The sequence below is a fragment of the Streptomyces sp. NPDC023723 genome (assembly GCF_040639815.1).
Classification (GTDB): Bacteria; Actinomycetota; Actinomycetes; order Streptomycetales; family Streptomycetaceae; genus Streptomyces.
In genome coordinates this window covers 26,944-48,582 of the sequence record NZ_JBFAAP010000015.1, presented here as the reverse complement: position 1 = coordinate 48,582, position 21,639 = coordinate 26,944, and the positions used below count along the sequence as shown (strand labels likewise).

11 protein-coding genes are annotated in these 21,639 nt (G+C 68.7%); 3 read left to right on the top strand and 8 right to left on the bottom strand.

Features of this window, described 5'->3' with window-relative positions; all coding sequences use genetic code 11:
- Positions 1–21 precede the first annotated feature (21 nt).
- The gene (locus AB0G32_RS18295) at positions 22–327 is read right to left on the bottom strand and encodes an ATP-binding protein (RefSeq protein WP_361163789.1); all 306 of its coding nucleotides are present in this window, start codon (positions 325–327) and stop codon (positions 22–24) included.
- A 279-nt stretch (positions 328–606) separates the two neighbouring features.
- The gene (locus AB0G32_RS18290; RefSeq protein WP_361163787.1) at positions 607–1,452 is read right to left on the bottom strand and encodes a site-specific integrase; all 846 of its coding nucleotides are present in this window, start codon (positions 1,450–1,452) and stop codon (positions 607–609) included.
- 85 nt (positions 1,453–1,537) lie between these two features.
- On the opposite strand from AB0G32_RS18290, the gene AB0G32_RS18285 reads away from it, so the two are divergent.
- Positions 1,538–2,497 (top strand): type IIL restriction-modification enzyme MmeI, encoded by a 960-nt coding sequence (locus AB0G32_RS18285; protein ID WP_361163995.1) that lies wholly within the window; start codon positions 1,538–1,540, stop codon positions 2,495–2,497.
- A gap of 3 nt (positions 2,498–2,500) precedes the next feature.
- On the opposite strand, the gene AB0G32_RS18280 is transcribed toward AB0G32_RS18285, so the two are convergent.
- From AB0G32_RS18280 to AB0G32_RS18265, 4 genes are all read right to left on the bottom strand, one after another.
- Complete coding sequence (locus AB0G32_RS18280) at positions 2,501–6,667, bottom strand: DNA methyltransferase (protein ID WP_361163785.1); 4,167 nt, start codon at positions 6,665–6,667, stop codon at positions 2,501–2,503.
- Entirely contained in the window at positions 6,664–9,882 is a 3,219-nt protein-coding gene (drmD, locus tag AB0G32_RS18275) for a DISARM system SNF2-like helicase DrmD (protein ID WP_361163783.1), read from the bottom strand. Before drmD ends, AB0G32_RS18280 begins: the two co-directional genes overlap by 4 nt.
- Positions 9,883–9,989: 107 nt before the next feature.
- On the bottom strand, positions 9,990–11,585 hold the full coding sequence (locus tag AB0G32_RS18270; protein ID WP_361163781.1) for a serine/threonine-protein kinase: 1,596 nt from the start codon (positions 11,583–11,585) through the stop codon (positions 9,990–9,992).
- Positions 11,586–11,659: 74 nt separating this feature from the next.
- A complete protein-coding gene (locus AB0G32_RS18265) occupies positions 11,660–12,604 on the bottom strand; it encodes a serine/threonine-protein kinase (RefSeq protein WP_280843811.1) in 945 nt (314 codons plus the stop codon).
- Between the two features lie 72 nt (positions 12,605–12,676).
- Between AB0G32_RS18265 and AB0G32_RS18260 the strand changes: the two genes are divergently transcribed.
- Positions 12,677–14,830: a UvrD-helicase domain-containing protein gene (locus AB0G32_RS18260; protein WP_361163778.1), complete on the top strand. Its 2,154-nt coding sequence runs from the start codon at positions 12,677–12,679 to the stop codon at positions 14,828–14,830.
- A 63-nt stretch (positions 14,831–14,893) separates the two neighbouring features.
- On the opposite strand, the gene AB0G32_RS18255 is transcribed toward AB0G32_RS18260, so the two are convergent.
- Complete coding sequence (locus tag AB0G32_RS18255) at positions 14,894–17,479, bottom strand: DUF262 domain-containing protein (protein ID WP_361163776.1); 2,586 nt, start codon at positions 17,477–17,479, stop codon at positions 14,894–14,896.
- 299 nt (positions 17,480–17,778) lie between these two features.
- Here AB0G32_RS18255 and AB0G32_RS18250 point away from each other — a divergent pair, with 299 nt between their 5' ends.
- Positions 17,779–19,812 carry an N-6 DNA methylase gene (locus tag AB0G32_RS18250; protein ID WP_361163774.1) on the top strand — a complete coding sequence of 678 codons (2,034 nt, stop codon included), beginning with the start codon at positions 17,779–17,781 and terminating at the stop codon, positions 19,810–19,812.
- A gap of 192 nt (positions 19,813–20,004) precedes the next feature.
- On the opposite strand, the gene AB0G32_RS18245 is transcribed toward AB0G32_RS18250, so the two are convergent.
- Positions 20,005–21,429, bottom strand: coding sequence for a serine/threonine-protein kinase (locus AB0G32_RS18245; protein WP_361163772.1), 1,425 nt, complete (start codon positions 21,427–21,429; stop codon positions 20,005–20,007).
- Between the last annotated feature and the right edge of the window lie 210 nt (positions 21,430–21,639).

Here is a 21,639-nt window from a genome sequence, read left to right as displayed (position 1 = left end):
CGGAAGGCCGCATCGAAGCCGTCAGCGGTGACTGGATGCCCGATCGATCTCGGCCCACAGCGTCTTGGTGTAGGGGTTCCGCGGTCCCATGCCCCATCGGTCGGCGAGGGCTTCGACGAGGAGCAGGCCGCGCCCCGACTCCGCCTCCGCCTCCGGCAGCGGCAGTTCGGGCAGTTCGGGCAGTTTCCCGGGTGCCAGCGGGAGCCTGTCCGGCCGGGTGTCGGTAACCTCGACGTGCACCGACTCCGGCGTCAGTGTCAGGCGCAGCGCGAAGTCCTGTCCGGGCGACCGTCCGTGCGTGACGGCGTTGGCGGCGACGGCCGCCACGGCGGACGCCGTACGGCCGCCTCGGGGAGTCCCCAGTCGCCGAGCTACTGCACGACGAGCAGCCGGGCGAGCCGGGCCCCTCGCCGGGTCGAAGTGAGCTGCTCGCGGAACGACAGGGCCGGCAGCCTGGGCTGGGGCTGGGGTGTGCACGCCGAGGTACGAGACTTGAAACTTCCGGCTCACGCCCCCGTCCCGCCACCATCCGCCCTGGGCATGAGGCTGGGTGTCAGCATCGGCAGAGGATTAACCGTGCACCCTGCAAGATGCAGCTGTGCGGGATCAGGCGATGCGGGCGCGACACTGTTGACAGCCTGTCACCCCTCGCTCACCATCGCGCCTCTTGCGGTTGGGGTCTGCGCCCGGCAACAACCCGACCACCTTGTGGATTTGATCGTCGGCCACTGCCGCATACCCTGCGGTCGTCGCCGGCGAAGCATGCCTCATCAGGCGCTGGGTGAGCAGGAGGTCGCGGCCGGAGGCGCGATAGACGGCCGTCCCGAAGCGGTGCCTCAACTGGTGGTAGCGCATACGGATGCCCTCCTTGGCCGCGATGGCAGCGACCGTGCGCGATACGCGCTCAGGGGTGACTCCGCCCCACAGACGGCCCTCGGCCGTGAGGTCCAGCTTTTGAGTAACAACAGGAGGGACCGGGACGACATCGATACGTCCGCCTTTACCTTGCACCCGCAGGACTACCTCGCCATCCTGGAGGACCGATATGTCCTCACGCCTGAGCTTGGCTGTCTCATGCGCTCGCAGACCGCAGAAGGCTCCCAGAAGCACCCACGCGCGATGATGGCCGCGCGCGACTGAAGTAATGCGGGACAGGTCCCCCTCCGGCAGAGGGTTCGGCGTTGAACGTGGTGCCGGCGGCTTTCGAATGCCGGTGACAAGGTCTACGCCTCTCCATCTACCGAAAGCCTGCAGGTGATTGAGATAAGTCCGCCGGGACCACGGCTTGAGCGAGCGCGCCGCGAAGTAGGCCATCACATGATCGACGGTCAAGTCCTCAACTCGAACGAGGGCCGCCTTGGCGATGGCGCGAATACAGCGGACTCTGGCACGGATGGTGTTGATCGAGTATCCGTCCACATGCTGTGCAGCACTGAAGGCATCGAGGACCATGAGGGGAACGTGTGCACTATCGGAGCAGCCAAACCGGGATCATCCTCACATGGCCATAAAACATTCAACAATGTCTTAAAATGAGATATTTCAGCACCGACTGGTATCTGGGGACGCCCCGGGGCGACCAGGCGCCTATATCGGCTCCTACGTCCTGGGCAAGGGATTCATCCTGCCGCCCCAGCAAGCCGAGGAGCTCATCCACCGGGATCCACGCAACCGCGACGTCCTCTTCCGCTACCTCAACGGCGAAGACCTCAACTCCCGTCCGGACTGCTCGGCCAGCCGTTGGGTGATCAACTTCCACGACTGGCCCGAGGAACAAGCACGCGAGTATCCCGACGTCTTCGCCATCGTGGAACGCGACGTGAAACCCGAACGACTGAAGATCACGCACAGCAAGAACGCGCGCGAGAAGTGGTGGCTCTACGAGCGCAGCAGGCCAGACCTGTACTCAAAGATCCGAAAGCTGGACCGTGTCTTGGTGGTAGCACGCGTGAGCAAGACGGGGCTACCAGTCTTCGTGCCCACTGGTCAGGTCACGAGCGAACAGACTGTAGTGTTCGCCTCCGATCGCCTTGAGGACCTTACTTGGCTCAACAGCGGCATCCACTACACGTGGGCAATCGCACGGGGGTCTAGCCTCAAGGGAGACCTCCGCTACACTCCGTCGGATATCTACGAGACATTGCCCCAGCCATCGCGCACCACCGCCATGGCCACCACGGGCGCCGAACTCGATCGGATCAGGCGCTCAATCATGAGTCAGCGTAAGGTTGGCCTGACCAGGCTGTACAACCTCGTCCACGATCCAAGCGTGATCGACGGAGACATTCAGGCTCTGCGCGCCGCACATGTAGAGGTCGACCACGCCGTGGTGGATGCCTACAACTGGCAAGACCTGAACCTGTACCACGGCTTCACAACGACTCGACAAGGGATGCGGTTCAGCCTGTCGCAGGTGATCCAGACTGAAGTCATCGATCGCCTACTCGAACTGAACTACGCCCAGCACACAGGGAAAGCTGACTCCGTTCTCTTTTGAAGGTCAGAAAAGTAGTCCCTCGCCATCTTCTGTGGGTGACTGAAAATGCCTCTCATGGTTGAGCTCCAGAAGTCGGTCCAAGATCTCGGTACGAGTACGCATCGGAAACGTGTAGCGCACGCCTTGGCGAGTCTCATGGAAGCCATGCTCCAAGCTCAGGTCGGTCCACCCGTAGGCCTCTGAGATCACGTTATCCACGGCTCGGTGGCATTGTCGCAGAGCTTCGATTTCCTCATCCTTTGAAGCGGGATCATGGAGAAGGTTGTAGAGCTTGGTCAGCCCCACACTTCGTTGAGCCATGATGGAGCGCCGGGTCCGATCAAGTTCAGCACCTGCAGCGATCATGGAGGTACTGCTAGCTGGCTGCGGCATCGTCTCGTAGATGTCTGACGGCGTGTATCGGAGGTCTCCCTTGAGGCTGGATCCGCGTGTAATCGCCCACGAGTAGTGAATTCCGCTGTTAAGCAACGCCAAGTGGGAAGAGTCCGCGGTTGTGAACACCCCGAGCATGTGCGAGAAGACCTGTCCTGTCGGTACCGGAACCGGCATCACGGTTCGCGACACGAGCGCTACCACCAAAATGCGTTCCAGTCCGGCGATGGATGCGTAGAGCCTTGGGGCGCGCTCTGCGAACTGCCACCACCGTTCTCGGCGTACCTTGCGGTTGTTCTTCAGTCGTTCGGGTTTCACGTCGCGTTCCACGATGGCGAAGACGTCGGGATACTCGCGTGCTTGTTCCTCGGGCCAGTCGTGGAAGTTGATCACCCAACGGCTGGCCGAGCAGTCCGGACGGGAGTTGAGGTCTTCGCCGTTGAGGTAGCGGAAGAGGACGTCGCGGTTGCGTGGATCCCGGTGGATGAGCTCCTCGGCTTGCTGGGGCGGCAGAATGAATCCCTTGCCCAGGATGATCGATCCCTGGAACGACTGTCCGGCATTGGATACCAGTCGATACGGCCGTCCCTTCACCCGTGACTGCGGATCCAGCGACGTCGTGATGCCCCGAACCTTCTCGCCGTCCAGCACTCTGTCCGCCTCGTTCGCGAGCGGCGGCACCGAAGTCCAGACGGCGCAGTACTCCAAGGCCGCCGACTTTGAAGGCCAGGGTGCGCTCTTCACCGCCCGCCGGATGCTGACCTTCCTCTTCTCCTCCAACTGGTCCAGGCCGACCTCACGGGTGTCGCCTTGAGCCAGAGTGTTGGTGGCGATGAGTCCCGTCTGGCCATGTTTGTTGAGGAGCTGGTGAGCGCGGAGTTCGAAGTAGGCCACCAAGTCGGCGCTACCACGCTTCTTGTCAGCGAGGTAGTCGACCATGTACTCGCGGTACGCCTCACCCAGAGCGCCCGTCAGTTTCTGGCCGCCGAGGAACGGCGGGTTGCCGATGATCGCGTCGAAGCCTCCATGTTCCGTGAAGACTTCAGGGAAGGTCAGGGGCCAGTGCAGAGGTCGTCGGGCCAGCCCTCCGCTCGGGGCTTCGGAGGAAAGCCACTCTTGAGCGGTGGCATGGGCTTCCCGCACTTCATCCGAGTCTTCCGAAACCTCCTCGTCGATGATCCGTTCCACGATGAGCTCAGCCTGCGGGAAGAGATCCTTGATGCGCTTGCCACCGTCCTCCACGTACCACTCGACGCGTCCCGAGGCACAGGTAGCCAGTGCCGCACCGGCGAGAAGGTCGCCGACAAGCCGTAGCCGTGCGGAGTGGCGGTTCACCTCGGAGAGCTTCTCCCGTTTACGCTGCAGCGCGACCAGGTCCACACCCCTGACCGAAGTGATCGCCAAGCGAAGGTCCTTGAGTTCCTTGGCCTTCTTCTTCAGTGCTTCCGCGCGCTCGTCGGCGTGCTTGGTGAGCAGGCTGCGCTTCTCGGTCGGTTCCAGGTGTTCCGCTCTGATCTGCTCCATGTTGTGCACACCCAGCAGCGAGTCCCCCGCCACCAACCGGTCGTCCAGGAAAGTGAACGGACGCGTCGGGTCCATGGAGACCAACCACAGCGAGAGCTTGGCCATCTCCACGGCCATGGGGTTGATGTCCACCCCGTACAGGCAGTGCTCGATCACCTGGCGCCGGGCCTCGATCACTACCGGGTCGGACTCCGCGTCCGCTGCAGTGACCGCGTCAACAGCGCGCCCCGCCCGGTACTTGACCGCCTCCTCGCGGCCCTCCCGCTCCCACGCCTCGATCAGCCGATCCCCCAAGTACCGGCAGGCGGCCACCAGGAACGCCGCCGAGCCCATCGCGATGTCCGCGACCTTCAGCTCACGGATCCGCTCAGCTGTCTTCGGCACCCAGGCATCCCTGTCCGCCGTCTGGAGCGGCCCCGGCTCGTACACCAGCGGCTCCAGCGCGTGCAGCACGACCTCCTCCGCCAACCGGCGCGGGGTGTAGTGCGTACCCGTGTTCTTCCGCAGCGAGGACTCCGTCACGAACAGCGCGCCCGCCGGGATGACCACCGGCAGGTCCCGCAGGTCCCTCCGAATCACACCGAAGAAGGGCAGCAGACGTTCCGTCAGGGCCGCGTCGCGGCAGGCTGCGAGCAGCAGACGCCTCGCCTCCGTCGCGGCCTCCGCCTTCGCCGGGGCCAGCAGCTTCTCCAGCCGCACCGCGCTCGCCGGCGGCTTGGGGTCCTTCCACGTCTCGTAGATCTTCTTCGCGAGGGTCTTCACGTCCCTCGACGTGGCCGCCAGGGACTCCAACTCCCTCAGCGGTACCTCGTGTTCCACGCCGTCCGGGCCGATGAGGCCGACCATCGTCTCGACGGCGCGCCGGGCGTCGTACGAGAGCAGGCCCTCGTACACGTAGCCGATCTCCTCCACGCCCAGCGCGCGGAAGCTGAGCGTGCGGGTCTCCCTCTGCCTGCCCGTGCCGACACGGACCTCCTGCACGGACTGGAGCATGTGCAGCACCGTGCGGTCGTCGATGGGGAGAAGGGGGAAGCTGTTCTCCAGCCAGGGGTACTTGTCCGGATCGAAGATGGAGCCGTCGTACGCCGGGAGTTCGAGCTCAGGGTGCAGCACTCCGCCGTGCACGGCGTGGAACAGCGCGATCAGGCGGTGCCAGGCGGCGGTCGTGTACTCCAAGGAGGCCTCGCCCTCGGCGTCGGCACGGGACTTCAGCTCGGCGCGCAGGAAGCGGGCGGAGTAGGAGCGGGCGTAGACCTCGTTGTCGGCGGGCAGCAGTCCGCGTTCCTCGGCGAAGAGGAGGAAGACGATGCGCATCATGACCGCGACCGCGCCCCGGTAGACCTCGCTCGCCTCGGCGCCGCTCGCGCGCAGGCCGGGGGCACCGCGTTCCATGGCGCTGGCGTCGGCGCGGCCGATGGCGTCCACCAGTTGCTCGACGGCCTGGCGGACCTGGATGCCGAGGGCCTCGGTGACCTCGTCGCCCGCGTCGAGGCTCTTCCTCAGCAGGCCGACCAGAGTCTCGGACTCGTCGTATTCGAAGAAGCGACGGCGGCGCAGCAGGGAGACGAAGGCGCGGACGACCGTGCGTTCGGCGGCCTCGTTCCAGCCGATGGCGTCGAAGACGGCCGTGGTCGTGACGCCGCCGACCGGGGCCCAGACCAGGCACCACCAGCGGCCGTCGGTGACCAGGCCGAGGGGTACGTCGTGGTGGCGCAGGAGTCGGGCGAGGCGGTCGGCGGGGCCAGCCGCCCAGTCGTCGCCCCAGCTCGGGCGGGCCGTTGGGGCGGTGCCGCTGGGGATGGTCATGCCCAGCATGCGTACGCGCTTGGCAGCAGACCCCGTGTCCGGTTCGGCGGCGAGTTCCGTACCAGGCTCGGTGAGCGCGAAGTCGGCCCGGACACGGGCGTTGTGCTCGGGGATGTCGAGAGTGAGGCGGTCCAGGGAGAGGTCGTCGTCCTGGCCCTCGCGCAGAACAAGCGCATCGCCCCACTCCAGCAGCGAGCGCAGGATGTAGCCGGTCCACTCGTCGCGGCCGGCGTTGGTGTCGGCCTGCCAGTCGGCGTGGCGGGCGCGCAGCCGGGTGCGCTGGTCCTTGTCGAGGGCGTCGAGCTGGGGCCAGGCCTGGAGCAGGATGGGCATGGTGAGGAAAGGGCCGGAGACCTCGGTGAGGTCCAGCCATTCCTGGTGCTGACCTCGGCCGTCCATGGCCTTGGCCCTGGCGGCGGCGACTCCGCGGGAGGAGCCACGGACGGAAGAGGCGGCGGAGCGGCTCATCGGCTGGCTTCCTTTGCGGGGATCACGACGACGACGGCGACGGGGAAGAGGTGGGAGCGCGGCTCGTGGTAGCGGGCCGCGATGGCGGCGAGTTCACGCTCGCGCTCGGCGGCGAGGCCTTCGATGCGGGCCTGCCAGCGGTCTCGGTCCTCGCGGTACTGGCGCTGTTCGGCGGTGGTGACCTCGCGGGTGCCGAAGAGGGCGATCTGCTCGTTGTCGTCGTCGCCCTCCTCCTTGAGCTTGGCGCGCAGGGTGGCCTCGAAGCGGTCCAGGGTGGCCCGGATGCGGTTCTCCTCCTCGGTGCGGCGGGCGGCCAGCGCCGATTCGAGGGAGGTGCCGCGTTCACGGGCGCGGGCAGTGAGGGAGTCGTGGAGGGGCTTCTCCAGCCGGGACCAGGCGTCGGTGAAGGCGTGCCGCAGGTCGGGGGCGGCCTCGGCGCCGTCGGTGAGCGCGCGGGCGAGGACTGCGCCCTGGGTGCGTACGGACTCCCAGCGGCGGAAGCGGCCGGTGTCGCCGAACCAGCCGCCCGCGTAGAGGATCTCCTCGTGAAGGCGGGTGCCGTCGTTGCCGACGAGGACGTAACGGGCGTAGGCGGAGACGAGGGCGGTCTCGACGGCGGGGTCGTCGGTGACGACGGCGGTCACGCGGTGCAGACCGACGGTGTCGGCGTTCCACACGGCGGCCGTGAGCAGGCGGGCGGAGAGGGCGACCAGCGGGTGCTTGAGGTGGGCGAGCACCACGTCGTCGCGGCCGAGGGCAGCGACCTGCGGGGTGAAGGTGACGGGGCGCTGCTCGGCTGGGCGGAGTTTGTGGGCGAGGCCGCGGGTGGCGCGTTCCCAGGTGCCCGAGAGCGGCGGGACGGTCCAGAGGCCTTCCATGTCCTCGCTGTAGTGCGGAGTCAGGGGCTGCTGGTGGTCCAGGGTGAGAGCGGTGTCGACGACCCGTTTGATGTTGGCCGGGGTGAGGCCAAGGGCGTCCACGGTCTCCTGGTATTGCTCGGCGAGGCGCTTGGCCTGCGCAGTGACGTTCTGCTCGGCGGCGACGGTGCCGCCAGTGCGGCGACCGGCGATCTGCTTGGGCTTGGCGTTGTCGATGTCGACGGGGGTGGTGTCGCCGGTCATACGGCGCTGTACAGCGTCGGCGATGACGGCGTTGACGGAGCCCAGGTCGGCTTCGGTGCGGGCGATCTTGCGGGCGATGCGGGAGAGGAACTCCAGGTCGGCCTCGTAGGATCCGGCGGCGGCGTTCTCCCAGCCGGCGCCGATGAAGTGAGTGATCTCCGGGTCGGTCTTCTGGCCCCAGCGGTCGATGCGGCCGATGCGCTGTTCGAGCTTGTTGGGGTTGAAGGGGATGTCGTAGTTGAACAGGCGGTGGCAGTGGTTCTGGAGGTCGATGCCCTCGCTGGCGGCGTCGGTGGCCAGCAGGATGCGGACCTTGCCCTCGTCGGTGGCGGGATGGGCCTGGAAGCCGAGGCGGATGTCCTCGCGGTCGTCTGTGCTGAGTCCGCCGTGGAGGACGGCGACGCGGCCGCCGTCGGTGAGTTCCTGCTGCTGGAGCAGGTTGAGCAGCCATTTCTGGGTGTCGCGGTACTCGGTGAAGATCACGACGCGTTCGTTGGTCCAGAACTGGCCATCGGGGCGGCAGATGGCCTTCAGCTCGCGGATGAGCGCGTCGGCCTTGGAGTCTGCGGCGGCCTCGTGGGTCAGTGCCCAGCGCTCCATCTGCTGGAGAAGGGTGAGTTCCTCGCCGTCCTCCTGCGGGGTGAGGCTGGTTGAGCGCGTGAGGGCGTCGTCCTCTGCCTCCGCCAGGCCCAGGTCGTCGAGTTCGGCGACGAGGTCGGAAAAGTCCTCCAGCCAATCGGGGACTTCGGCAGCGGCCGAGCGGGAACGGGTCCGGGTGTCGTCCAGGTGGGAGAGGTAGACCTGAACGGTGTGCAGGAAGGCGGCCGGGGAGGAGAACAACCGCTTCTTCAGCAGGAGAGTGACCAGGTCGGCGGCGCGGCGGCCACCGCGGGCCTTCGGGGTCATCCGCTTGCGGCGAAGGTCGGAGAAGCTGCTGAGCACACCGTGGATCTCGCGTTCGGTGTCGGTGTACTCGACGGGGAGTTCGCGGGTGCGGCGGGTGCGGAAACGGGGGGAGCCGTCGGGGTTGGCGATGGTGGACTTCAGGCGTCGGACGACGGTCTCCTTGCGGGCCTGCTCGTCGGGATCGACACCACGGGCGAACTTCTGGTTGTCGATGAGCTCCAGCAGTGCGGTGTACGACTCGGGGTAGCCGTTGTGCGGGGTGGCGGAGAGGAAGAGGCGGTGCTCGAAGTGCGGGACGAGCCGCCGGATCAGCTTGGTCTGCTGGGAGTCGACGGCGTACACCTGCTTGGGCGCGGCGGGTGCCACGTGGTGGGCCTCGTCCAGGACTAGCAGGTCGAAGAAGCGGCGGTCGGTTCCGTCCTCCCTCGTCTCCTGGCGGGTCGGGACGACCTCGTCGAGGAGGCGCTGCGCCTTGGTGCCGCGCAGCCAAGGCAGGGACACGATGGTGAGCGGGTGGACGCGGAACGGGTTGGCGGCGGTGCCGTGGGTGCGGCGCAGCCGGGCGCAGCGCTCGGCGTCGACGATCGTGAAGTCCAGGCCGAACTTCTCTGCGAGTTCGTCGCGCCACTTCAGGGTGAGGCCCGCCGGACAGATCACCATGACGCGGTGGGCACGCCCTCGCAGCAGCAGCTCCTGGACGACGAGGCCAGCCTCGATGGTCTTGCCGAGGCCGACGTCGTCGGCGAGGAGCAGGTTGACACGGGGGGCGCCGACCGCGCGGGAGACGGGTTCGAGCTGGTAGGGCTCGACGGCGACGCCGGAGCGGAACGGCGCCTGGAGGGTCTTGACGTCGGCGGAGGCGACGGCCGACCAGCGGACGGCGTCGAGGAACGCGGCGAGACGGTACGGCGGGTCGTACTGTCCGGTCGACGCGTCGGGCAGGGAGCCGCGGTCGAGGACGCGGCGGCCGGGCTCGACTTCCCAGATGACGGAGAGGGTGTCCCCGAAGCGGCCGTCGGCGACGGACTGGAGGTGGACGAGGGTGGCGGCGCGGCCGTCGGAGGGCGGGGCGGGTTCCACCCTGGCGACGACCCAGCTCTGACCCCGTACTTCGACGAGCTCACCGTCCCCGGGCAGTCGCTCCTGAGGAGCCGCCGCACCTCGCTCCCGGTGAGCCGTCTGCGTCATCGGTGTTCCGCCTCCCCTTGGCCTGGCATACGGCCAGAACACTAGCCAATACAGGGCCTTCGCCCCGCCTCCTGCAGTAAGCCAGCATCGACCTTTGTGAACTAAGTTCACGAACCTCTTTCGGAATCCGTCAGCATCCACTCCAATCGGGTGATCAGGCTATCTGTACGCGCGTGGCGTTCGTCGTCAGCCGGGAAAATCCGCTGCTGCTCCTGCCGCAGGGCGGTGAGCTGGTCACGCGCCTCGCGCAGCTGTCCCATCCGGGCAACGAGCGAGCCGATCCGGAACCTGGTGTCGAACACGCGCCAATCGGCGGCGCCGAAGACGGTCCGCTGCACGGGCAGGAGACTCTCGAACTCGTGCAGCGCCTCGGTGGTGTGCCCCAGCTCGGCCAGACATGTGGCCGAGCCGGCCCGGCAGGCCAGTACATCCGGGTCGGTGGCCGGGCGGCTGCGGCGGAGCGCGTCGCCGAGTGCGGAGTAGCCGCCGTGGGCGCGGGTGAACTCTTCCGACTTCACCAGCAGGTCGCACAGTGTGAGCCGCGCCGCCACGGTCTCGCTGTCGCCGAGCGGGCGGGCCGTCTCGTGCAGCATCCGCTCCAGCGAGGCGGCAGCCGCCGCGTGGTCGCCCCGGGCGGCCTGGTCGAGGATCTCTTGAGGTATGGCGGCGGCCGGGGCGGGGTCTGCGGTAGGCGCGGGGCGCGGGGCAGGGATCGGCCCGGAAAGGGAGCGGCCGGCCGGGGGTGATACGGAGACGGAAGCGGACCGCAGGGCACCGGAGCCGGTGGCTGCCGCGCTGCCCGGCTTGGCAGACGTGCTCCCGGAGGTGGCGGACGTTCTCCCGGGGACAGCCCGGCCGGGCGACCGGGTGAGCCATGGGCGTGCCGCGCTGCGGACCTCTTCCGTCGACGGGCGGTCGTCGGGGGACTTTGCCAGCAGTTCCATGATGAGGGAGGCGAAGCCCGCGGGTATGTCACCGCGCAGATCGCCGAGCCGGGGCGGTTCCTCGTACGCGTGCCGGTAGAGGAGTGTTACGGCCGTCCCCGCGGTGAAGGGCGGTCGGCCCGCCAGGATCTCGTACAACACGCAGCCCAGGGCGTACAGGTCGCTCCGCTCCGTCGCCCGCCCGCCGTCCGCCTGTTCCGGTGCGATGAACCCGGGTGTGCCCAGCACTTCCTGGGTGCGGGTGAGCCGGGGTTCGCCGACGTCCGGCTCCAGGGCCGCCGCGATGCCGAAGTCGAGCACCTTCACCGTGCCGTTCGGCGTGAGCATCAGGTTGGACGGCTTCAGGTCACGGTGGACGACGCCGATGCGGTGGGCGTGGGCCAGGGCGTCGGCCGCCTGTGCGGCAACCTCGGCGGCGAGGTGGATCGGGAAAGGGCCGTTGCGCTTGAGGAGCCGGGAGAGGGTATCGCCCTGCACGAGTTCCATGACGAGGTACAGTCCGTCGCCGTCGTCTCCGTCGAGCCGACCCGAGTCGAAGACGACCGGCACGCTCGCGTGGCGGATCCGGGCGGTGAGGCGGGCCTCGCGCAGGAAGCGCTGTTCCATGCGGTCGAGGTCGACACCGCGGCCACCCGCCGACAGGAACTTGACTGCGACGGGCCGGTCCAGCCGCAGGTCCCGGGCCGACCACACATCGCCCATGCCACCGCGGCCCAGGCGGTCGATCAGCTCGTAGTGTCCTCTGATCCGTCGTGTCACGCCGCGCTCGGCCCCCTGCCCAGTTCGTGCGGTCGCCCGTACGGCATGTTCTCACGCGCCTGGTGATCGGGTGGTCACACCGGGTACGGGCCCTGCGGGAGTACGAACGGTCGGCGTGGGTCCTCGGGACCGAAGCCGCGCAGGGTGCCGGGTCCGGGGCGGGCGGCGGGCAGCCACGGTCCGAGCGCGCCGTACACCTCGGCGGCCGAGGCAGGCCGATTGTCGCGGCTCTTAGCCATCAGGGCGAGGACCAGTTCCTGGAGCGCGTCCGGTACGGGGACGCCCGCCGTGGCGAGGCTGGGCGGCGCGTCGTACAAATGCCCTCGCAGGACGGCCATCGGCCGCTCCGCGGGGAAGGGCGGGATTCCGGCGAGCATATGGTGCAGCAGGCAGCCGACGCTGTACAGGTCGCTGCGTCCGTCGAGCGCCGCGTCGCCCGACAGCAGTTCGGGCGACGCGTAGCGGAGGTTGCCGGGCTGCTCACCAGTGGCGGTGAGCCTCGGGCCGTCGTCCGCCATCAGTTTCACCAAGCCGAAGTCCAGGATCTTCACCACGCCGTCGCGACGGATCATGACGTTCTCGGGCTTCAGGTCCCGGTGGACTAGACCTGCGGCGTGCGCGGCGGCGAGGCCGGAGCAGATCTGGGCGGCGGCGGCCGCTGCGGATGCCACGTCGAGCCGTTCCTCCTCGGCCTCGTCGATGACCGTACCGAGCGTCGCCCCATCGACGAGCTGCATCACGAGCCAGTGGGTGTCACCGGTGACGGCCGCGTCGTGGACGGTGGCGATGTTGTCGCTGTCGAGCGCCGCCGCGGCCTTCGCCTCCCGTACGAAGCGGCGCCGCGCCCGCTCGCGGTCCTCCGCCTCGGCGAGGAGTTCTGCGGCGACTGTCTTGACGGCGACCGGACGCCCCAGGTGCAGGTCGCGTCCCTGCCAGACCTGCCCCATGCTGCCGCGTCCGAGAGGTCGGTCAAGTGCGTAGCGGTCGCCGAGCACGGTGCCCTGGCCGATGGTGTGCACGAACTCCCCCTCCTGGCGGGGCGATCAGTAAAGTGATCGTAGTTCCTGGAAGGCTGGCCGGAGGGGGCGGGGATGGCGACGCTGGGCATGCACCGGGACTTTCTGATGGAGTTCGCCGCCCTGGAGAAACCTGTCCAGAAACGTGTCTTCGAGGTGTTCGAGAAGTTCGCGGCAGCCACGCACGCGGGACTGCATCTGGAGAAGCTCACGCACCAGAAGGATCCGCGGCTGCGGACCATCCGGATCACCGACTTCTGGCGCGGCGTCGTCCTCAAGGCGGAGTCCGGCGACAGCTACCTGCTGCTGAAGGTGCTCCCGCACGACAAGGCCAACGACTGGGCCGCCAAGCACCGGGCGTCGGTGAACGAGGCCACCCAGGGCATCGAGATACGCAACGACGTGGCCCTGGAGCGGGCCACAGCCGGGCTGCGGGCGCTGGCCGCCGACGAGCCGTCCCGTCTGTTCCCCGCCGCCGCGTATCCGGACAAGGTGCTGCGCAGCCTCGGGGTGGACGAGGAGATCCTGCCGATCATCCGGCTGGTCCCCGACGAGGCCCACCTGGAGGCGCTGCACAAGGTGCTTCCCGAGCAGCAGTACGACGTGCTGCTCGGGCTCGCGACCGGTATGAAGCCCGAGGAGATCGACCGCGAGCTCGTGCAGGCGTACGCCCGGACCGCCGTGCAGAGCGCCCGCGCCTCCGAGGGCGACGAGCTGGGCACCGCGATGGGCCGCTCACGCGGCCGTATCGCCCTCGTCTCCGGAGCCGATGAACTGCTGGAGATCCTTCAGCGCCCCTTCGACGCCTGGCGGGTCTTCCTGCATCCGAGCCAGTACCGGGTGGCCTACCAGGAGAGTCACGCCGGGTCGGCGCGGGTCACCGGCGGGCCGGGTACGGGCAAGACCGTCGTCGCGCTGCACCGGGCATACCACCTCGCGCGGCGCCTGCCCACCGACGCGCCCGACGGCTGTGTGCTGCTGACGACCTACACGAAGGACCTGGCCGCCGAACTGCAGCGCTGCATGGAGCTGCTGATCACGGAGGACGCCGTCCGCGCGAAAATCCGGGTGGTGAACGTCGACGCCCTGGCCAACGAGATCGTACGGGCGGACCGCGGCGGTGCACCGCTGAAACTGGTCTTCGACCAGAAGGAGATCACCGCCCGGTGGGCGCGGATCGCGCGACGCTTGAACCTCGACTTCACGGACGTCTTCCTCGACCAGGAGTGGCGGCACGTCGTCCTCGCGCATGCCGTCGCCACTCCCGAGGAGTACCTGAAAGTGTTGCGGACAGGCCGTGGGAGCGGGCTCGGGCCGCTGAAACGCCTTCAGGTGTGGCGCGCGGTCTCCGCTTTCGAGGAGCAGCTGCGCCTGGCCGGGGAATGGACGTTCCTGCAGGTGTGCGCGGAGGCCGCACGTGTCCTGGACGGGAGCGGTGAGCGGCCCTTCCGGCATGTCGTGGTAGACGAGGCGCAGGACCTGCACCCCGCCCAGTGGCGGTTCCTGCGGGCCCTCGTCGGCTCCGGCGCCGACGACCTGTTCCTCGCCGGGGACACCCATCAGCGTATCTACGGCAACCGGGTCTCGCTTCGCTCGCTGGGCATCGAGGTCGTCGGACGCTCGTACCGGCTGCGGGTCAACTACCGCACCACGCAGGAGATCCTCGTCTGGTCCACCGCGCTGCTGACCGGAGAGAAGCCCGACGACATGGACGACGACAAGGAGACCCTGGCCGGCTATCGCTCCACCATGCACGGCGACCGGCCCGAGACCGCGGGCCACGCCACGAAGCCCGAGGAGACGGCGGCGCTGGTGGCCCAGGTGGAGAAGTGGATAGCCTCGGGCGTGGAGGCGGAACACATCGCCATCGCCGTGCGGTTCATCCAGTTCGGGCGGGACATCGCCAAGGCCCTGGAGCACGCCGGGATCCCTGCTTTCGTCCTGGGGGCCGGGCGCAGTGGTGCGGGGGTGCGGATAGGCACCATGCACCGGATGAAGGGACTGGAGTTCCGCTGCGTCGCCGTTGCCGGGGTGATGGACGGCACAGTCCCGATGACGTCCGCCGTGACTCCGGTGGACGTCGACGCCCAGCAGCACCAGGAAGATATGAATAGCGAGCTGAGCGTGCTGTTCGTGGCGTGCACGCGGGCGCGGGAGGCACTACGTGTGTCCTGGCACGGGACGCCGAGCCCGTTCCTGGCACCGGTCATCAGCGGTCCGCGTCCGTAGCACTTTGGGTTCGACGTGTGTGGGGCCCATGCGTTCTCGGGCCTCACACACGTGTTGACAACGTCAGAGCGTGTCCGGACCGTCGTCCATCATGCGGCGGGCCTCAGCCAGAGCGGCGGTCTGCGCGAACCATTCCAGCACCGCGCAGACCTCCTCGCTGTGCCCGGAGAAGACCTCCAGGGGGAAGGATGGACGCAGGTCCAGTTTGGCCTCCGCCAGGTCGATGCCCTCGATGCCGTTCAGCCGGATCATCAGCTCCCGGCGCACTGGCTCGTCATCGAACGGAGGCCGCCGCTTCAAGTATTGGAAGACCACTTCGACAGTGCCCGCGACCGGGTAGATCCCCAGCGGCCAGAGCGCACGGGCGGTGTCGCGTGTGTCGCCGAACCGCACCATCGGGAAGCAACTGGTCTCGTCGGCTCGGCCGTAGGCAAGGTGGCCGCCCTGCTGCTCCCAATAACGCAGTGCGCCGAGGACGCCCTGCACGGTCTCCTCGGTCTGGTTGTCGCGGAGTTGGACTTCGAACCGGTCGGCCTTTGTCTGCTGCTCGACTTCGGCCTGCGCGGACGGCACGGACTCATCTGCGGTGTCCCTGCCGAGCAGGGCAGCCAGGTCGGCGGTGGTCAGCCGGTGGGACCGGCGGGCCCGTCCCGCGTCGTCGAAGGGAACTCCCTCCGCTTCCAGGCGGGTTCGCGCGTCGCCGGACTCCTTGCCGTCCGGCCACCGGAAGCCCGCCGAGACGCGGCCGTCCGCCGTCAGCACGCGGTACGCGCCGTGCAGACCAACCCTGGTCGCCAGGTGCTGGCCCACTGGGACGGCATGGGTGCCGATCAGTGCCGCCACATCGCCGTACGTCGTCCACGTGCCAGCCGGCATGGCGAGGAGCGCAGCCCGGAGCTCCTTCCAGCCAGCCCATTCGTCCTCTGCTTGGACGACTCCCTCGGCGGGGCCGGGCCACAACCTCACCGCTTTGTCCGCCAGTTCGTCGGCGCGGGCGAGGATCTCCTTCCTCGCCCACCGTTCCTCGGCGGCGATCCGCTGGTTCATGCGCAGGGCGCTGGCATCGAGGATTTCCTGCTTGCGGCGGAAGGGGTGGTTCGACAGGCGCGCGTTGTCCGCGGAGAGGGTGAGGTTGCCCAGGGTGTGGACGAGCAGGGCGTGGAGTTCGTCCGGGCTCTGGCCGTCCTCGGCGTCCTCGGCGAGAAGGTCGTACCATTGCTGGGCCGGGCTCTGCGGCAGCACGTGCTCGACGGTGAGGGATGCCTTGGCGTAGTCGACGGGCTCACTACCGTCGTAGCTCTCCTCCAGTCGGCGCAGCACCTGGAACCGCTGGTTGCTGCGGCCTGCCTTGTAGAAGGGGCGGGTGCGGACAGCCTCGCGCAGCGCGTCGTCACCGGGCCAGACACGTGCCCCCGTCCTGTTCCGCGACAGGAAACGGCGTACGGCTTCCGCCGGGTCGTCGTCCTTCTCCAGTTCCTTGGGCATCTCCATGAAGACCCGGTTGCTGCCCGTGGTGGACAGGCCCGCCAAGAGGCGGCGCACCATGTAACTCTCGGCGTAGGCCAGCGCTCGGGCGGCCTGCTGGGGCGTGGCCCGTCCGCCGTCGACACGGTCGAGCAGCTGGAGCGCCAGCGGGTAGTGGGTCTGACCGCCCCAACGGGACAACCGCTCCAGGACCTCTCGCAATTCCGGGTCCGGCTCCCGCCGGGGCTCCAGGATGCGCATCAGCCGTTCGGCCCGCCGGGCGAGGGAGGCGATCTCGGCCTCCAGTGCCGCCTCGTCGGTGCTCAGCGGCTCCAGGCGCTTCTTCTGGTCGCGGTAGATCTCGCTCTGCTTGGCCCGGCTGTTGCCGGCCACGACCAGGTCGAGCCAGACGAGCAGTTCGAGGTGGTCGGGACCGAGGAGGTCCTGCATGGGCAGCCAGTGGTTGCGGTAGACAGACTCGCCGCGGGTCTGCAGGCACATGAAGAGGTAGTTGCGCAGCAGGTCGCTCTGGCGGAGACCGACGCCGGTGTTGTTGATGGACTCGAAGATGCGGTAGACGTTGTCGCCTTCGGCCGCGGTGATCTCGACGATGGACACCAGACTGCTCAGGACGGTTTCCACCGAGCCCGTCCACGCTTCGCCGCCGTTCTCCTCGCCCTCCGTGAGGACGGCCATGAAGAAGCGGTAGGCGGCGCCCACATTGCCGGGGCCACCGGCCTTGGGGGTGTTCTCGACGCACGCGGTGAAGGCCTCGCGGTCCGCCTGCGTCGGCAGGAGACGGTAGTGGTCGTCGCCGTTGCGGTACCTGTTGACGAGCACGAGGTCGTGAATGCGGTCGGCGTCCCGCTCGGCGCCGTGCTCCCGGTAGCGGTCACGCAGCGCGGTGAGGGCCAGCATGAGGGTGGTGAGCCGCTGCTGCCCGTCGACGACGAGCCAACGCTGCATGCCTCCCGCGGTGATCCTTCCCGGGGCGAGCACCACGGAGCCGAGGAAGTGGGTCGCGGGCGTCCTGCCCTCCAGGTGCTCCTCAACCAGCTCCAGCACGTCGTCCCAGAGCTGCTGCAGCTCGTCCTGCTGCCAGCTGTAGGTGCGCTGGTAAAGCGGTACCTGGAACTGCTTCTCGCCCTGGACGAGCTCCTTGAACGTGGTCTCCTGAGCGTGCACGCGCCTCTCCCCCACTGTCTGCCGGGCCAGCTCATGCTCCCCGTCGGATTGGGGTGGCCTTTGCCCCGGCTCGATCACCAGCGGTGACACTATCGGCCGACCCCAGGGCGCACACCGCGTTCCCCCGTCGTGGGGAGACGTCATAGGTGAAAGAGAAGACCCGGACGGCCACGTCTGACCTGTGAACAAAGTCAATGGCCGTAGTAGCCTGTCAGGCGTAAGAAAGGAAGGGTGGCGTGATCACGCACCCGCTGTCGGGGGCAAATCCTCGTTCGATCAGAAACGCCCTGGGAGTGCAGATGACCACGCCTCGCGCCGTACCGGTGACCCTGGCCGAAATCGCCCGCCTCGCCGGCGTCGGGCGGGCTGCCGTCAGCAACTGGCGGCGGCGGCATCCGACTTTCCCCCAGCGCATCGCGGGCACCGACGTCAACCCGCAGTTCTCCATGACCGACATCGAGAGCTGGCTGCGCGAGAACAAGAAACTCAAGAAGTCCGTCGAGCGGGAATGGCTCTGGCCTCGCTTCGAGACGCTCGGCGGACGCGACGAGACCGGGGCCGCCGTCGCACGGACGGGACAGCGCCTCGCTGGCCAGAAGAACGAGGAAGGTGGTCAACTCCCCCCTCAAACTGCGGCGTTGATCGACCGGGCCGTGGAGTTGGGTCGGCGCGAGGGGGAAGCCGAAACATTCGCGTTCCTGCTGCGCCGGTGGCTCGATGTCCACGTACGCCAGATCGCCACGACGCCGGAACCCCTAGCGGCACTCATGGCGGGCCTCGCTCTCAGCGCGGCCACCAGCGCTGGGAGCGGCTCAAACAGCGTCACAGTGATGGATCCGGCCTGTGGCACCGGGCACCTGCTCGTAGCCGGGGCCGAAGCGGTGAAGGCAGCCGGAGGCGGGGAGCCCACCCTGCTCGGCGGTGACCGCGACCCTGTCCTCGCCGCACTTGCGGACGCCCGCCTGAGACTCGCTGAGAGGGAGGGCGGGCGGGCCGTCATCGATGTGCGAGCCGGCGACTCGCTGCGCGATGACCCCTTCGCCGATGACCCCGCCGACATCGTCCTGTGCAATCCGCCCTTCAGCGAACGGGACTGGGGATATGAGGAGCTCGCCACCGACTCCCGCTGGAGCTACGGGCTGCCCCCGCGTACCGAGCCCGAACTCGCGTGGGTCCAGCACTGCTTGGCCCGGCTGCGTCCCGGCGGCGCCGCTGTGCTGTTGCTGCCGCCCGCCGTCGCCGCCAGGAAGGCCGGACGACGAATCCGCGGTTCGCTGCTGCGCACCGGCCACCTCCGGGCCGTCGTCGCACTGCCGCCGGGATGCGCGGCACCACACAGCGTCTCCCTGCACCTGTGGCTGCTGCAAACGCCCGTGCCCGGGAAGGAGAAGCAGGCGGGCGAGCGGCTCCTGGTCGCCGACGCCGCGTCACGCTTCCCCCGGGATTCCACGCGGGAGAGCGCCCCCGCCCCCGACTGGGCATCGATCGGCGCCTTCGTCCGCGAGGCCGTCGAGCAGGCCGACTCCCCGCAGCTCCCCGCCTACGTCGCACAGGTGCCCGTCATCGAACTCCTCGACGACGAGGTCGACCTCACCCCGGGACGCCACATCAGCCCGTCCCCAGCGGACGCCGTGCCCCGACTGGCCGCGTCCTGGGGGGAGTTCACCGCACTCACCGCAAGCGTGGACAAGTCGGCGCAGCTGCTCGCCGCGCTCGACCTTGTCGCAGCCACGGCGGACACACCGACAGCAACCACCGTCGCCGAACTCGCCCGGGCCGGTGCACTCACCCTGCGCGGCGGCCAACAGCCACCGGAGAAGTCGATCCGCACCAGCCCCTCGTCCGACGGCGACATCCCCTTCCTCACCGTTCCCGACCTATTGGGGACGGGGGAACCCGGGGGCTGGCTCGCCTCCGACGGCGATTCGGCCCGCGAGGCCGTGATCGTCCAACCCGGGGACATCGTGGTCGTGGGCGTGGCGCGGAAATTCTCCGCCTGGGTCCACGAGGGGCCGCCGACCGCCCTCGGTCCGCAGCTGCATGCCGTGCGGGTGCAGCCCGAGCAGCTCGACGCCTGGTTCCTCGCCGGTTCGCTCCGCGCCCCGGCCAACGCCCGGCAGGCCGGCACCCACACGACCAGTTCCTCCCGCATCGACGTCCGCCGCCTCCAAGTCCGCCAGGTCCCGCTCAGCGAACAGCGCCGCTACGGCGAGGTTTTCCGTGAACTGGACTCCTTCGAGCGGGTGTTGCGCCGCGCCACCGACCTCGGCGCGGACCTCGTCCGCGACCTCGGCGACGAAGTCGCGGCCGGACGCCTGGCGGGCGGGGCGTAGGACGGCGAACGTGACACGGTGGCCGGGTCCGTGTGGCTCACGCAACGGCTCTGCCGCCAACTGTGAGCGTCATGCGGCCGCCTGCGCGGACCGTGCTTACGTATTCGTGTCCGTGGGACCAGCGGGCCGTCTCCGGTCGTCCGCAGGATGCGGCCGTGCGTCGACGACATCGCCCAGCTGCTCGGCGGGCGGTCACGCCCCCACATCCCCCGGGTCCGCCAGGCGGGCCGAGAGCTGGGTGTCGACCGCGACGCGTACGGCCTCGACGCGGGCCGCGAGATCCGGTGTCAACCCGGCGGCGGTGCGGCCCGCCGCCTCGACCGCCCTGATGGCGGACTCCAGCTCACCGAAGGCGAGGCGGCACTCGGCGAGACGCAGCCGGATGACCGCCCGTTCGGCCCGCTCGGCCGGGCCGTCCCCGTGGATGAGGTCGTCACCGATGGCTTGATAAAGTCGGGTCGCGGAGCCGAAATCGCCGACCAAGCGGAGTCCGTCCGCCGCTCCCTGCCACACGCGGCGTACCAGGGGACGACGCTCTCCCCACTCGCTGCGGACCCGTTCCGTCAGGCCAACCAGCACGGCGGCCGCGTCGCCCGGCTCGCCGGAGGCGATCTCCGACTCGGCCTGCGTGCACAGCTGGTCGACTGCACCCTGATCCAACCACTCCTCCTCGGTCGACGCGGATTCGGCGGGCAAGGGAGCGGGGGCGGGGCGGCGCGGGGTCCGCTCCTGCGGCCGACGCAACGGGGCGGTGGGGTCGGGGTGCGTACGCGGACTGGGCCCTGGGGCACCGGGCCGAGGCGCGAACGGGGCCAGGATCGCCAGCACCTCGCCGACGGCGGGACGCTGCTCGGGCTTCTTGGCAAGCATCCGTACCACCAGATCTTCGATCGGCTCCGGGATGCCCGCGGCGTACACGCTCGGCGGCAGCGGCTCCTCGTGGAGGTGCTTGTCGGTCAGGCCGGAGTCCGCACCGAGCGGGAACGGGGGCCGTCCGGTGAGGAGTTCGTAGAAGATGCAGCCGAAGCAGTAGACGTCCGTACGAGCGGTCGGCTCCAGCTCCAGGAGCTGTTCCGGCGCCAGATAGCCACGGGTGCCCAGCGTCGAACCGTGCGCCGTGTACCGCGTGGCATCGGCGCGCAGTGGCTTGGCGATCCCGAAGTCGATGAGGACCACCGCCCCCTCGTCGTCAATCATGATGTTCGCGGGCTTGAGGTCCCGGTGAACGACGGGGAGCGTATGCGCGCAGGCCAGTGCCCCGGCCATCTGCGCGGCGACGGCGACCGCCGTGGCAAGGGGCAGGGGATTGTGCTCGTCGAGGAAGGTCCGCAGGCTCACCCCGTTCACCAGTCGCATGGCGATATACGGCATGCCCTGGTGCGATCCGCTGCCGTACAGCTCCGTGATACCCGGGTGGTCGAGCGTACCCAGGAGGCCGGCCTCACGCCGGAACCGGGCGTTCCTGACTGCGAGTTCGGCCTCCCGCTCGTACGGTTCGAGGCAATAGAGGGCCTCGGAGTCGTGGCGCAGGAACTTCACCGCCACCTCCCGGCCCCCGGACACCTCGCGGGCCCGCCAGACCTGGGCCATCCCGCCCTTGCCGAGCGAGTCTCTCAACTCGTAACGCCCGTCGATGAGATCACCCGCACTGGGCCTGTACGTATCCGCATCCACCGCCATGCCCCTTTGCGCTCCTGCTTTATCAGGCACACCAGAGTAGCGTGAAGGGAGCGTCACGCGAGTAGTCCATGGACTGAGTTCACAAACGTATGTCATGCTCGACTGGCATTGGGCCTCAATGGAGTCCCATCAGTCCTGGGCACCTCC

Coding starts and splice junctions, on each gene's coding strand:
- AB0G32_RS18290 (WP_361163787.1), bottom strand. CDS start 1,452: ATGGTCCTCGATGCCTTCAGTGCTGCACAGCATGTGGACGGATACTCG.
- AB0G32_RS18280 (WP_361163785.1), bottom strand. CDS start 6,667: ATGAGCCGCTCCGCCGCCTCTTCCGTCCGTGGCTCCTCCCGCGGAGTC.
- drmD (WP_361163783.1), bottom strand. CDS start 9,882: ATGACGCAGACGGCTCACCGGGAGCGAGGTGCGGCGGCTCCTCAGGAG.
- AB0G32_RS18260 (WP_361163778.1), top strand. CDS start 12,677: ATGGCGACGCTGGGCATGCACCGGGACTTTCTGATGGAGTTCGCCGCC.
- AB0G32_RS18250 (WP_361163774.1), top strand. CDS start 17,779: ATGACCACGCCTCGCGCCGTACCGGTGACCCTGGCCGAAATCGCCCGC.